Below are 14,972 nucleotides of genomic sequence, written 5' to 3'. Positions count from 1 at the left end.
CCGGCAGCCTGGACGAGGGAAGAGAATACTGAGACCGGCAACGACCACGTGAGCGGACTCAAGGAGAAGCAGCGGCACGGCGGTAGACGCCAGGGGTCACACCGAAATACCGAGTGAACCACCGGGTCAGATGACTCTGATCGGTGAACCCCGTCTCAACGGCCACCTCCGCGAGCGGCCTCCCCTGCACCAGCAACCGCCGCGCCTCCCGCAACCGAACCTGCCGCTGATAGTCACTCGGCGCCATCCCATAAGCAGCCCGAAACGACCGATACACCGCGAACCGACTACGCCCCACCGCCGCGGCCAGGTCACCCGCGGAGACATCCTGCTCCTGCGAGTAATGCACCAGTTCTCGAACAACCCGCGCCGCCCCGGCATCAGCCTCCCCGCGGAACCCATCTTCCACGCGACATCTCTGGACCCGCGCGCGCCGCGCCATCCCCGCCACCACGCCGTCCAGCAACTCATCCCGCCGCAACGCCGACACGTCCCCGCCCACCAACGCCTGATGCAACAGCCGCAGCCTCCGCGCCATCCCCGGCACCGCCATCACCGGCTCGGTGAACAACGGCAACCCGACCCGCCGCCCCGCGGCCTCCCCCAAAACGTTGGCCACCAGCTCAGGCCCGATATGCACCATCCGATAGGTGAACCCGGCCTCATCCGTCGCATGCCCGTCATGCGGATCGTCCGATTGAACACCATCACCATGCCGGCCGCACTCGTATACGCCGCCCCCCGGCACGTGAAACTCTGCGCCCCCTCCTCGGTGACCCCGAACGAGTACGTCTCATGACTGTGCCGGTGATAAACATGCCGCTCAAAATGCGCATGCATCACCTCCACCGCCCGATCCCCCGCCCGCCAGTACCGAGCCCAGTCCCCCATCACCCCATTGTGCTCACGCCGCACGGCCAACCCGAACGAGCAGACAACAGGGATAAGACCGACTCGGGCGCGCAGGAAACAGGACGCGGACGAGTCCCCCGAGCAAGCTCACGAAGGAGGGCGCCCGAGGATGCACCGCCCCGCGCACCTCCGTACAAGACCGTCCCCCGCCCGCGGCGACACGCTGCCCTCATGCGTTTCGACACCAAGATCGCCATCATCGTCCGAGAGGACCTGGCAACCTGGCAGAAGCTGAACGTGACGGCCTTCCTGGCCAGCGCCATAGCCGCAGCCACCGAAGACATCATCGGCGAGCCCTACAAGGACGCCGACGACAACACCTACCTCCCTATGTTCCGCCAGCCCGTCCTCATCTACTCCGCCACCCCCGAAGCCTTGACCCGCACCCACGCCCAAGCCCTAACCCGAAAGATCCCCACAGCCCTCTACATAGAAGCCATGTTCAAGACAGCCCACGACACCGCCAACCGCGCCACCGTCCAAGCCTCCGATCCTCACAACCTGCTTCTGGTAGGCGTGGCCTTCCGTGGCCCCCGAAATCTGATAGACAAGAATTTAAAATGGCTTCCACTACATTACTGAAGTACCCAGTCACCAGACTGTGCCACAGAAGCAGTTGCCCTCCAATCGCCTGCCGGGCGGTCGGCCGCCTGCACCGGCGCAGTCAAACTTGCCAACCAGATCCGCTGTGACATAGACGCCAACCTCTTAGCGTTGCTAACGCAATGAGCTGAGGCGTTTCCAACAGATGAGCGCGCAGCCGAGCTTGAGGAAGAAACTCCTGCGCCTCGCTCCTGCTGGACTATGCCCTGGACATAGCGGCGGCTTCCTTGAAAAAAAGGGATATATTACCCGCCGGAGGCCAACGGACAACTATCGGAACCATTAAGGTCATTGCATCTACTCTACCTCCCCCGCCAGCCATTCACTAACGCTCCTTGGCTCTAGATCGCCAACACGATCCGCCCCTGCCGCATACAGCAAAGATCTCAGTGCTCCGACAGGCACAGGAAATCCATCGACTTCTATCCAAAATTCAACTACACTCGAGCCCTTAATGGAAAACCCCCACCATCGCCATGGCCGAACTCCGGGTTCGGTATCAAACCAAGGCATCCATTCATCCAGTCCCCATACCTCACCTTCGACATCTCGAGTGTCATGCACTTCATTCTCGGGCCCGGACGGTGCAGAAGCGGCCCGAAGCCAGGCCGGCATCTCACCGCCATGGGACTCATTTATGGATTCCACGCGCAACGCGATGCTACATACAGCATTCAGTGCTTCTATCGTGCGATCCGCTACGACCTCTGCTGAAATATCTGCGGATTCTACCCTCAAGCAAGCCAGAAGTGGGTTCCGAACGATATCGGCCTTACCCGGCCCTCTCGTGATTCTCAAAATCTCCCTATCAAGCCCTGCTATCAACAATATCCTCCCGACCCATCTGTGACGCTGGACTCAAAATCATCCAGCCATCCGGCAGGGATTCCATAAGCGGCTTCGTCTCGACGTGCATGCACGTGCTGAGGAAGGCCTCGATTCTCCTTCTTTCTCGCATCACGCTCCCGCACCGCCGAACCGACTACGTTATCATAGAAGTCGCGGGATACACTGAACTTCTTAATCACCGCTCCCGAACGGCTATTCCGTAGATAATTTCGGGCGTCTTCTTCGTTGTTGAAGAAGACGTGCAGCATACCCCTATCCTTGTCAATTTGAACGCTACCATCGGCCCCGATATTTATGCGTCCGCCATCTCTTTCTTCCACGCGATATACATCAACTTCATCTCCAGGTCCAGCGTTATGGACCAGAACCGCTTGGTCGCCTGCTAAAACATGGTAGGTGTGCAGGCCGTCCACAGTGAGGTTGTGGACGCGCTGATGGATGACGAAGATCCTGACGGCGGTGACCTGGACCCAGGTGCCGGCGCTGGTTCGGAGCCACATGCCGGGCTTGAGTTCGCCGGCGGTCAGCCACTTGCGGAGTTGTGGCAGCCAGAAGGGGTGGCCGTCGGTGGCAGTCAGAGTGTCCGTGGCGGTGCCGCGGTCGCCGTCGATGTCGATGGTGACACGCACCAGGCGCTTGGTGCCGTCACCGGTGATAAGTGTGACGACCGGCTTGGCCTCGGTCACGCCGCGCTGAGGGTCGGTGGCCAGGACCTGGTCCCCGACCTTAACCGTCTCGATGGGCTTCGCGGTGCCGTCCGCCATGAGGACGGGCGTGCCGGCGACGAAACTGTTGGGTCCGCAGTTGCTTCCGTTCATTCCCGGGGGGATCGACGGCGGCAGATCGGGGGCCGCGTCGTGCACGATGTCGTTGACCAGGTCGGACGGGGTGTCACGGCGTGGTTCCACGACGTCGTTGGGAATGTCGTCGGGCGTGTCCCGCCGGTCCCGTGAGCCGTTGGGGGAGGTGACGGGTGTCACGCTCTCGCGGCAGGCCGCCGTCTTGCACAGGTCGGGAAGGTTCTTCGGGTCGTACGTCTCTTCTTTGGTCTTACGCGGCGGCTGGCCGCCGCCGTACTCGTGGTTGGCGTTGCCCCGACACTGCGGCTTAGAGGCGTTGCCGCGCTTGGAGCAGAACTCTCCGAGCTTCCTTGTATCTTCTTCAGCCTTCTTGTTGTTCTTCGTGCACTTGGTGCTAGGGCACTTACCTGCAGGGGGCTTCTTCGCCGGCGGGTTCTTGACGGTGTTGGGGTTGGACTTGGACCCGTTGCCGCCCCCCTTGTTCCCCTTGCCGCCTCTGCCCTTCCCCTTGTCCTTGTCCCTCTTGGGGGGTTTCGTGGTGTCACGCGTGGAAGGCTTGCGGCCATCCCGCATCTGCTTTTTCTCATCGGTAATGGCATCAGCGTCGTCTTTTGTGTGCCGTCTGCTGGACTGGCCACCACCGCCACTCTTACCATTCTGCCCCTTCTTGTTAAACTTCTTCGTACGATGCTTACCACCCTTTTTGCTGCTACCTCCACCACTTCCTCCGGCACCACATCCGCCTCCTCCTCCCCACATTTTGGCAAAGCGGCACTCATTCTCGCGATAGACTTTGTTCACCTCCTCAATAACTTCGCACTCCACTTTAGAACGTTGGCAGGGCGGGGGAATATTCTGTCTTGTGTATGGCTTGTCGCGCTTTTTGTGCCCACTGGGATCGTCGCCACCCAGGGGGTCGCCTTCCACGTATGTGTAGCGGTTCATGCGGATAGACGAGTCCGGGGAAAGGTTCCAGTCGTCGCGGGAGGCGAAGCCGCCGGTTCCTGGCTGGTACCAGCGGGCATGCATATTGACCTTGCCGGTGTCAGGGTCGGTCCACTCCCCTTGGTATCCCAGGGAGCGAGCGGTCCCGGTGCGCTGAGTGACCTCGCCGAAGGGACTATAGGCGGTCGAGTCGACCAGGGCGGTGCCGGAGAAGGTGGCGACCACATCACCGTGCAGGTCGGCCATGACGCCCAGTGATTGGCCGCCTTCCTGCAGGCTGAGCAGGTTGCCGAACGGGTCGCGGCCGTATTTGGCCTGGACGGCGCCAACGGCGTCGGTGACCGCGACCATGTCATTGCTAAGGCCCGAGTAGACGAACCGCTGCTCGGTTCCGCCCTTCGTCCTGGAGGTGAGTCGGCCAAGCGCGTCGTAGCCGTAGCTAGTGTCCCCATCGTTGACGAGCCGGTCGAAGGCGTCGAAGACGAGGGTTCGGGTGACACCGCCAGTGGTCTCGCTGGTCACCGTGCCTCGGGGGCTGTAGGCGTAGGTGGTGCCGTCGCCGGTGATGAGACGGTTGCGCTCGTCGTAGGTGAAGGTCTTGTTGCCGGCGTTTGTGCGGTTACCGGCCTTGTCCCAGGTGTAGGTGGTCGTGGCACCGCCAGGTGCGGTCCAGCTCGTCAGCCGTCCGGCCTGGTCGTATCCGTAGGTGTTGACGCCCGCGCCGGCGGTGCCTTCGGTTGTCTTGGAGACCAGACGGTCGTCCTTGTCCCATCCGTAGGCGACCTTGGCGAGCTGTGTGCCGGTCCCGTTCTTCAACACATGGCTCTTGAGACGGTCGAGCGCGTCGTAGGTGAACTCCTGCGCCGTGGTCGGCGTGGCGGAGACCAGGGATGTGAGGCGGCCGGCGTCGTCGTAACCGTAGGTGAAGCCACGACCGGACACCGGGTCCGCCGCGGTTTTCAAGCGGCTCGCGTCGTCCCAGGTGAAGTTGGCGGTGCCGGAGGTGTCGGCGCGCTGGGTGGGGTTTCCCAGTGCGTCGTACGAGAACGCGGCGACCTGCCCTGTTGGCTTGGAGACCTTGGTCAGGAGGTCGCGATCGTTGTACTCCAGGCTGTAGTCGCCGATCGCGGTCAGGCGTCCGGCCAGGTCGTAGCCGTAGGTACGGTCCGGCGTGGCGACCGGCGCGCCGGATCCGCTCTCCCGTACCACCCTCCCCAAGGCGTCGTACTCAACGTCGTTCCTCACTCCACCGGGCTGGCGAACCGAGACGGTGTTGCCCGCCGCGTCGTAGACGTTCGTCCAGGTACGGTCCGCGGCATCAGGATGGGCGCTGGTGGCCGGTTCGGTGACCGCCTCGATCAATCCCAGGCTGTTGTAGGTGGTATGGACGGTGTTCCCGCGGCCGTCAGTGGAGCGGGTCATCGCCCCGGTAGCGTCGTAGCCGAACGTCGTGGTGATCGACTCACCGGCCGACACGGGTTCGATCAGCTTGGTCAGGAGGCCGGTAGGGTCGTACTCCCTGCTGGTCACGAATCCCTCGGGGGAGGTCTCGGTGACCAGGTTGCCCACCGGGTCGTGATCGAAGCCGAAGGTGCGCAACAGCGTCCCGGTACCGTCGAGATCCTTGGCCGCGACCTGTCGCCCGGCGAGGTCGTACTCAGCCGTGGTGACGTTTCCGAGGGGATCTTTAACCTGCACCGTCCGCCCGGCCAGGTCGTAGGTGAACGTCGAGAATTTCCCCAGAGGATCGGTCACCTTCGTGACCTCACCTGCCGCGTTCACATCGAAATAGGTGCTCTTATTACCCGGCAGGACCTCCCGGGTTGGATTGTCATCGTCGTCGTACTCATACTTGGTGACGTAGGCCGCCGTGGTCGGCATTCTCTCGACCTCTGTTGACGTGATCGCCCGGCCGAGGTCGTCATATGTCATCTCGACCCGGGCACCGGTGGGCTCCACTACGGCCAGCACCTCACCGGCCAGGTCATACTCGTAGACCGTTTTGCCGACCTGTGCACCAGCGGCGGACGGCGGGTCGGTCACGCGCACCTGTCGCCCCAGCGCGTCATATTCGCTTGTCCAGACCGAGCCACGCTGGTCGGTGAACCCCGTCAGCCGTCCGGCGGCATCGTAACCGTAGGTGACCTGCGGTGTGATCGAGGCGCCGCCCGGAGGCGTGTAGGGAGTATCCGAGACCGAGCTCAGGCGTCCCACCTTGTCGTAAGCCGCCGTTGCCGCGCGGCCTTCGGCGTCGACCACATGCGTCTGCCGTCCGGCGCTGTCGTACCCGTACTTGGCCGTCGGCCGTGAGGTCGTGGCCGTTCCGGCCTTCTCGACGATGACCGGCGGAGCCTTCTCCTCGGTGAGCCGCCCGGCGACGTCGTAGGTGAAATCACTGGTGAAGTCGGCCGGGGTCGCTCCGGCCACGTTGCCGCGCGGGTCGGTGACCGCCGTGACTAGGCCACGGTCGTCCACGGTCCAGGTGGTCGTCAGATCTTGGGTGCCGTTCTCGACGGTACGCTGGATGACGTCGTCGGAGGCGTTGTAGGTGAAATCCACCCTCTCCGACCGTGTAGTACCCGCGCCCGTCGAGAGAACTTTGGTGACGTTGGCGTTGGCGTCGTAGCTGTACACCGACTTGCGGTTGAGCCCTGCCGGATCGAAGGTCTCCGACGTGACACGCCCGGCCGCGTCGTACACCCAGTCGATTCTGGCCTTGCCGCCTCCTCTGACCTGCCGGGTCAGATAGCCTGCCGCGTCGTACTCGTCGGACTCCAGCACCACATCCCTGGGCGTGGTCGCACCGTTGAGGCGTACATCGTCTCCCACGAGGGTGGACAGCCGGTCGTCGCCGTAGTAAGTGAAGCTGAGCTTACGTCCCATCACGTCGGTGTAAGTCGCCAGTCGCCCTTCAGGGTCATAGGCATACGACTCCAGCACCACATCCTGCGGCGCCTGCGGCGACACCGGACTGCCCGTCCAGTTCTTGATCGTGCGCGACGCCATCTCCCCGCGTTCGGTGTAGGCGTAGTTGAAGACCGTGCCCAATTCATCGGTGACACTGGTCCGCGCTCCGGTGTGGTCCCACGCATACCGCACCACGTTGCCTTCGGGACCGGTCGCGGTCTCCACACGCCCATAAGCGTCGTAGGTGTAGCTGATCTTTCGCTCTGGATCGCCACCGGTCAGATCGACCACGGAGTCGGTCAGCGCGTTACCGTCGGCGTCGTAGGTGTAACGAGCCTGAGGGGTGTGTACGACGTCGGTCACGGTGTTCCGTGCGGCGGCACCGGTGCGGGACGTCAACCTACCCAATCCGTCATATGCGAACGTCGTGGTGACTCCGGCCGGGAATGCCGTGGAAACCTCCGTCGATGTCACGACGCGTCCGAGCGAGTCGTAGGAGTACCGATCGATCAATCCCGATGGAAGCGTTCGTTCCGCCCGGTCACCGGCCGCCGTGTACTTGTAGGAGGTCTCGTTGCTCTTGGCGTCCTTCTCCCACTTCAGCAGGCCTGCCGGGGTTGTACCGCCCCCCGCCGCCGGCTCTGTACCGTCGGTATAGGCGTAAGTCAGCGAGCGGCCGTTGGGAAAGTCCGGGGTGGCAGGGCCGGTCTCCTTGGTCAGGTCGCCGTAGGTGTTGTACTCCCATTTCGTGGCGTAGGTGTCGTCGGTGGCCGATGAGGACCTGGCATCGCGATGGGCCAGTAACTGGTCGTTGCGCGGGTCGAACACGTCGCTCGTGTTGACGTAGTAAGCGAAGTGCTCCGTCTGACAAGACCCGGAGGTACGACAGGTCTTCTGCCCGATCAGGTTTCCACGTTCGTCGTGGAACATCTCGGTGCTATTGCTGTTCCTGTCGATGACGCTGCTGAGGTATCCACCCGTGTCATACAGGTAGTAAGTGTCTTCGTCTCTCTGGTCCGCAGACCTGACGAGCCGATACCCACGCCAGGCGTCATGGTCGTAGGTCAGCGTCCCGTTGTGCGGGTCGGTCACCGTCACGCGGGAAATACCTGTGTCGGCGTTGTAGGCAGGCGCGCCGAGCTGCCACGTACCGCCGTGCTGATCGGTGTGCGTCTTCAAACGATCGGTCGCGGACTCGTAGACGTTCTCGGCCCAGACCCGGCCCGACGGCAGGGTGATCCGCGTCAGCTTGTGCGGAACCTCGATCCTGGCCTGGTAGTGAGCCTGGACCTCGGTCGGTGTGAGTGGTTTGTCATACAGAGCCACCTCGTCCAGGCTTCCTCGGAAGGGAAAGGAGAATGCCCAACTCGAGCTACTGGGAGTGCTGGGCCATGCTCCGGTGATGACCATTCCATTGCCGACACTGGCCAGTTCCCGCCAGAACGTCTGCCCGCCGGAAGGCAGCGTGCCCGCCAATACCCCGTCCAGGTAGAGCTTGGTGGAGTTCATCGTCGAGGTCACCACCACGTGCCGCCACTGCCCGTTGTTCACCGGCACCGAGGTCGTGATGGGTGACCTGACGACATCCTCTGTCTCGGGGTCGATGGTGAGCTCCACCTGGGCGCGCAGTTTGCCATCAATGCCGACATAAAGGATGGGCTCCTCAGTGATGTACGTGGCTGACAGCAGCACGCCAGACTGCGTGGTCTTGAACCATGCCTCGAATGAAAGATCGTCTCCCAATCGGGGCAGCGCATTGGCGGGCAGTTGCAGATGACCGCCGTTGAGGGAGGCCGATGTGTCAGCAGTGCCCGCGAGAGCGCCGGCCCCACCGAGGGTCACGCCGTCGTACTGGGCGTTTCCTGCACCCCAACCGAGGTCGGCGGCCCATGTGCCACTGCTCTCCCCCAGGCGCCAGTAACCATAGGGGTCTGAATCCAAGACCGTGCTGCGGTATTGGGACCCGGTGCCGTACGCGTAGGAGACACAATTGGGCTGTTGGACGGGTGAGCAGACAGCGGTGAGCTTGTTCCCTTCATAGGTATAGGTCCAGGTCAGCGCTGTTCCGTTCACCGGGTCGGTCGATACCGACGCGACGTGGGTGCCGTTCCAGGCGAAGTGCAAGGACCGCCCGCCCATTCCAGTCGCCGCCAGCAACTTGCCGTCTGCGCCGTAGGAAAGGGTTTGTACGCGGTTGCGGCTATCGGTGACCCTGGTAAGCCGTCCTTGCGCGTCGAAGAGATAGGAGGTCGACGACTTGTCCATCAGCCGCCATCCGCCGCCGGGCACCGCGGCAAGGGTGGCGTGGATTCCGGCCGGCGGCTGGAAGGTGCCGTCCCCCTTGGCGGCGAACCTGACCTGCCGCCCATCGGGGTAGGTGACCAGAAGAGTGCTGATGTCCGCGGCGGTCTCCAGGGACGCCTTCATATCCCACCGGGTGGACCACCCGGCCCCAAATATGCCGTCATTTCGTGGATCCATGCTGTTGTAGGACCGCACGACCGACAAGGGAGGTCCCGCTGTCGGGACGGAGGCGTCGGTGAACGTAGTGGTGTAGTTACCCGCGAGCTGATGGAACTCCTGGCCGTTCACGCCGTGCGCGGAGAGCTGCGAGGTGAGTACCGGCTGCCGGATTCCCACGACAAAGGTCTGCGTTTTCGCTGTGGTGGAATCGTCGAACCTGTCCTTCGCGGTCACCCGCCACCAGTACTGCTTTCCCCAAGCCAGGAACCCGCTCGGCACCCGCCACCTATTGGCCTCCTCCGGCAGATAGCCGGAAGAGACACATCCAGGATCGGCCATGACCGCGTTCCGGCACACCGTGAACGAGTAGTCAATGGCATAGGTCCCGTTGTTACTACGCGCGTACGCCATCAGGAGTGGAGTCAGACTGTCGACCGTGATCTGATCTTCGGGTGCGGCGTCAACGATCGTAGGCGGACGCATCGGGTCCGAGCAGTTGCCCCAGAATTCCCAGTAGGTAGAGGATGTCGACGGGGTGTTACCTGATGGGACGGCACGAGTGGCACGCCATTTCTTGTCTTGGTATACCACTACCGTGTACTGCGTATACGATCTTGAAGAGCTGTAGTTCGCGTAGCCGTCGCAGGATGAGGCAAGGGCCATTCGCTGCGACCTTTCCGCACGAGCCACACCCGATCCCATGCTGGTTCGGGAAAACTCGCCGGCCGACTTACCCGGCTTCGACACCGTCGTCGAGCGATATCTACGATCGTCCCGCGGCAAGGCACCCTTGGGAACCGGTTTTACACCGATCGGTCCTGTGGACCTCAAGTCTTCGGGGTCGCTCTCACGTGGTTGTGTCGCGGACGTGTCCACCGTGTGCGTCAGGCCTGCCGCCGATCCGGACATCTGCCGTGGCGTCTCCAGCACGACCTGAGCAGCCTCGGCAGACCCGGCCGAAACCGGGGTGACATCCAGCGATAACAATCCCGGAATCGCGCCGACCAAAAGCAGGCCAAACCCTATCGGATGCCAACGTCTACGTGCCCGCGCAAAGAAGCGTCGCATATTCCGTCGACCTCCGAATGACGTCCGCCGCAACCTTGAACGTATGCAAGTCACGCGGCGACTGCCCTATACACGGGAGCAGATGACGCCGCTTGAGCTCGCAGAACAAATCGACTGGAACGTAACTCGGTCTAATCAGACGATCAAGTATGATAAAGATCACAATAATAATCTTATTTCACACATTGACAGCATCAGTCATAGCTGTAGTGCCGCATGGTGAACACGCGGCGTAAGCATGCATTCGAGTCGAACCGAACCAGGACAATGCAAGACGGGCCCGATATCGGTATCGGGCCCACCACGCTGCGCGCTGTTCGCGGCGGCTTAGAAGTCGAAGACGGCCCCGGTGGTCGCTCTCAGTTCGCAGGGGTTGCCGAAGGTGCGTTCGACGGTGTGGTGATGGTTGTCCCACACGCCTACGGCGGAGATGGTGATGGGGTCGTACTGCTTGGTGCAGGCGGTGTCGCGGGAGGCGTGGAGTTCGGAGATATCGCCGTGGACCTTGTCCAGGAGGCGGCAGGCGTCGGAGGCGTGGGGGTGGGTGCCGCCGGCGGGGCCGCACTGGAGGAGAGCGACGCGGTCGAAGGGGGAGACCGACTCGCCGCGGGCGATCGTGAGGAGGTACACGCGGCTGATGCCCTTCGCCTGGGGGCGCCAGGCGACGGCGTGGGCGGCCGGGCCGCCGGGGAGCGGCCTCGGGATCGACGGGGCCGAGGCCACGGCGGCGGACGCCAATGTCACGACGGTGGATGCCGAGGCCACGGTGGCGGGCGCCAATGTCACGGCGGCGGGCGAAGGGGACGCGTGGACGGGGAGTGAGGGCAGGAGGGTGACGGTCGCGGAGAGCGCCGCGGCCGTGAGGAGGGTTCGGCGGGTCGGAGTCGCAGACGGACGATGCATGGAAATCCCCTATCTAGCAGGACGTCGAGCGCTCGCCGCCCCTCTCACCTGTGCCTTCTTTGATCAAGCGCCCGAACCCCGCTAGTTGAGCAAGATTCGACGTACCAGATATCTCTCCGGTTCCCTCGGTTTCATAACAAGCAGATAACAGACCGCCACATTTGTCCGGTTTGGCCACTTGCGCCAAGATCGCCGGAGTACGGTCGTTGGGTCTCTTTACGTACGCATGGGTCCTTCCCGGGCATCCCATGACATAGAAGGAGCTCAATGAACACCCGAGCAAAGCGCCTGATTCTCCCTCTCGGTGGTGCTCTCATCGCCACCGGCATGATCGGCGCCACCCTCACCACCTCCGCCAGCGCGCAGACCAAACCGGCCCCGGTGAAGTCGGGCAAGCTGGCGAACAACGGGACCGACGCGAAGGCCATCGCGGGGTCCTGGACGCCCAGCAAGCTGAAGGCGGCGAAGAGCTACCTCGAGGACTCCTCGCTCTCCGGCAAGATGAAGGCGAGCACGCGCAAGGCCTCCGCCGACGGCAAGGCCGGCTCGATCGCTCCGCAGGGCGCCGGCGGCAAGACCGCGGGCAAGTCGAAGAACGTGAACCTCCCCACGAACGTGGGCAAGGTGTTCTTCCAGGTCGACGGCAAGCCGTACTGGTGCTCCGGCACCTCGATCCAGTCGAAGTACCACAACCTCGTCGCGACCGCCGGTCACTGTGTCTACGACACCGACAAGAACAAGTACGTCGACAACTTCGTCTTCATCCCGGGTTACTACCAGGGCAAGGCGCCGTGGGGCGTCTACGTGGGCGCGAAGGTCAACCTCCACACCGACTTCTCGGTGTACGAGGACTACGACTACGACTACGCCTTCGTCAACGTCTTCAACGGCGTCAAGCAGACCGGTGAGAAGATCGTCGACAAGACCACCTACGACGCCTACAAGGGTCCGAAGTGGGCGAACGACGTCGAGATCACCAAGGACGAGTACCAGAAGAAGTACGACGAGAAGGGCGGTGAGACCGCGGACGCGTGGTCGAAGAGCACCGGCTCCGAAGTCGTCCTTCCGTGGGGCACCAAGGGTGGCAAGAAGGTACTCAAGGAAGTCACCAAGGACGAGTACGACAAGGCCCCCGCGGCGAACGCCAAGGTCAACTACGCCAAGGCCCCGCGCAAGACCTCCACGGAGATCGTGGACGAGGTCACGTACAACAACTACAAGGGCCCCGGGTACAAGAAGATCGTCGACTCGGCGTACACCATCACCCACTACTTCGTGAAGTACTGGGTGAAGCAGACGACGACCGTCAAGTACTACAAGACCGTCTTCCACATCAGGACGTTCCAGGACGCGGGCCGCCTCGGCGACAACGTCGGCGGCCAGGGCTTCAGCTGGAACCGGAGCACGAAGTCGAAGTTCTTCAGCTTCGGCTACCCGACCTCCGCGCACCTGGACGGGGACAAGGTCTACACCGGCGAGACCATGAAGTGGTGCTACGGCCAGGCGGGCCCCGCCCCGGCCGTCGCGAAGTACAAGGCGGAAGAGCAGCTGGCCATCAAGTGCGCCTTCACGCCCGGTGCCACCGGCGGTCCTTGGCTGATCCAGTACTCGAACGCCAAGCGGACCGGCTACGTCAACGGCGTCGTGAGCCTGACTCTCGACACCGACGGCAACAAGCGGTACGACCGCATCACGACGCCGTACTTCAACAGCGACACCTACGGTGTCTACAAGTACTCGGCGAACCTGTGGACCGGGAAGCTTACGACGAGCTGACGTGATCCACGGCATGGTAGGAGGCCCGGGCCCGCACCCGGCCTCCTACCGGCCCCCGCCACCGCGATCGACGAGACGTCCGATAACGAAGTGAACCCAGGTCGGCCAAGTCAGGTGCTGAAATGTGGTTGATCTGGAAAAATCGCCCTTCACTATTGTCTTCACACTTCTGACCCCCGGAAGGTATGAAATGCCACCCCGAGCGAAGCGGATCGCGCTCACGCTCTGCGGCGCGCTCGCGTCCGCGTGTGTGGTCCTGTCCGCCGGCGCGGGACCTGCCGGGGCGTCGGCCACACGCCAGGCCGCGGCACCCGAGGGCATCACGTCCGTTCCCCTCGCGCAGAGCGACGCGGACATGCAGAAGGTCGTGGACTGGTGGACACCCGACCGCCTGAAGCACGCCAACAGCTACGCGCTACGGACGGCGGCCTCGAAGACGGGCGGCGGCACGAGCGGTTCCGCGCCCGCCATGTCACCGGCCGCCGCCGGCGCCACCGACAACATCAAGACACCGCTCGGCAAGACGTCGGCTCTGACGGGCTCCACTCCCCCGAAGACCGTGGCGCGGCTCACCAACTCCAAGAACGTGAACCTCCCACCGACCGTGGGGAAGGTGTTCTTCCGCAACGGTGACGCGGAGTACTGGTGCTCGGCCTCGTCGGTGCACGCCAAGTACGGCAACATCGTCGCCACGGCGGGCCACTGCGCCTACGACGTCAAGAACGGCAAGCCGGTCCAGTACTGGATCTTCATCCCCTCCTACACGGGCAACGGGGCGACGCCGTACGGGGTCTACGTCGGTCACACCCTGCACCTCAACGAGAAGTACACGGTCACCGGAGACTTCGACTACGACTACGCGTTCGTGACCGTCCACGACGGCTACCGGTGGGAACCTGACCTGGACGCGAACCGGCAGCCCAAGAAGGACGCCAAGGGGCAGCCGGTCTACAAGCGGGTGAGCACCGGACGGCTGGAGGAGCGCGTCGGCGGGCAGGGGTTCGCGTGGAACCGGGGATACACGGTCGCGGCGTACGCGTTCGGGTATCCGGCCGGGCCGCACCCGGACGGCACCCGTCCCTACACGGGCAGAACGATGGAGTCGTGTGCGACGAAGGCGACGAGCAAGATCGCCTCGCCGAAGTGGGAGCTGAACAACGGTGTCCTTCTCAAGGGATGCGCGTTCACGGCGGGAGCCAGCGGAGGCCCGTGGCTCATCGCCTACAGCCCCACACGCCGGATCGGCTATCTCAACGGCGTGAACAGCTTGACGTGGGACCTGGACGGCGACGGCCGGAACGACGGCATCTCCTCCCCGCTGTTCAACACGGCGACGTACCTCGTGTACTCCTACGCCGCCCGGGAGAAGACGGGCTGACGACTCCGCGACGCGCGACGAAGACCACAGAGGGCCCGGCAGGTGATGCCAGGCCCTCTTTCGTGTCGCCCCGCGTCCGCGCGGCGACCGACGGTCGAGCAATTTGGGACATACGACGGCTTCGCCCTGATTCGGGAGACATCTCCGATAGATGAGCTTTGGCGCGTTCCTAGTTGCTTGCCCACCCCTGAATGAAGGCTTGACGAGACGTAGACCCTCATGTGAGGCCGTTAGACGTAGCGGAAGGGCGGATCGGCTCCCTCAAAGCAGTGTGATGTCCGTCACATCGCTCCCGATACCGTGAGCGACTGTCCGATTACGCATTTTTCATCACACAAGTACTTCACGCCCCGCGATCAGGGCGAACG

General features: G+C 63.2%; 6 protein-coding genes and 1 pseudogene. 3 read left to right on the top strand and 4 right to left on the bottom strand.

Annotated features, from left to right (window positions below):
• Window positions 1–58 precede the first annotated feature (58 nt).
• Together BJ981_RS38225 and BJ981_RS38220 are read right to left on the bottom strand one after the other, a co-directional pair.
• Complete coding sequence (locus BJ981_RS38225) at window positions 59–442, bottom strand: helix-turn-helix transcriptional regulator (RefSeq protein WP_239139227.1); 384 nt, start codon at window positions 440–442, stop codon at window positions 59–61.
• A 78-nt stretch (window positions 443–520) separates the two neighbouring features.
• Window positions 521–840: pseudogene (locus BJ981_RS38220) on the bottom strand (AraC family ligand binding domain-containing protein); the annotation flags it as partial.
• A 243-nt stretch (window positions 841–1,083) separates the two neighbouring features.
• Between BJ981_RS38220 and BJ981_RS17050 the strand changes: the two are divergent.
• Window positions 1,084–1,494: a DUF2000 family protein gene (locus tag BJ981_RS17050; protein ID WP_184612311.1), complete on the top strand. Its 411-nt coding sequence runs from the start codon at window positions 1,084–1,086 to the stop codon at window positions 1,492–1,494.
• Window positions 1,495–2,336: 842 nt separating this feature from the next.
• On the opposite strand, the gene BJ981_RS17045 is transcribed toward BJ981_RS17050, so the two are convergent.
• Window positions 2,337–10,547 (bottom strand): LamG-like jellyroll fold domain-containing protein, encoded by an 8,211-nt coding sequence (locus BJ981_RS17045; protein WP_184612310.1) that lies wholly within the window; start codon window positions 10,545–10,547, stop codon window positions 2,337–2,339.
• Window positions 10,548–10,874: 327 nt separating this feature from the next.
• Window positions 10,875–11,291 carry an SSI family serine proteinase inhibitor gene (locus tag BJ981_RS17040; RefSeq protein WP_204070219.1) on the bottom strand — a complete coding sequence of 139 codons (417 nt, stop codon included), beginning with the start codon at window positions 11,289–11,291 and terminating at the stop codon, window positions 10,875–10,877.
• A 426-nt stretch (window positions 11,292–11,717) separates the two neighbouring features.
• Here BJ981_RS17040 and BJ981_RS17035 point away from each other — a divergent pair, with 426 nt between their 5' ends.
• Window positions 11,718–13,226 (top strand): trypsin-like serine peptidase, encoded by a 1,509-nt coding sequence (locus tag BJ981_RS17035; protein WP_184612308.1) that lies wholly within the window; start codon window positions 11,718–11,720, stop codon window positions 13,224–13,226.
• Between the two features lie 190 nt (window positions 13,227–13,416).
• On the top strand, window positions 13,417–14,604 hold the full coding sequence (locus tag BJ981_RS17030) for a trypsin-like serine peptidase (RefSeq protein ID WP_184612307.1): 1,188 nt from the start codon (window positions 13,417–13,419) through the stop codon (window positions 14,602–14,604).
• Window positions 14,605–14,972 lie beyond the last annotated feature (368 nt).

The organism is Sphaerisporangium krabiense (genome assembly GCF_014200435.1).
In the GTDB taxonomy this organism is placed as follows: domain Bacteria; phylum Actinomycetota; class Actinomycetes; order Streptosporangiales; family Streptosporangiaceae; genus Sphaerisporangium; species Sphaerisporangium krabiense.
This window is presented reverse-complemented; position numbering and strand designations above follow the sequence as displayed.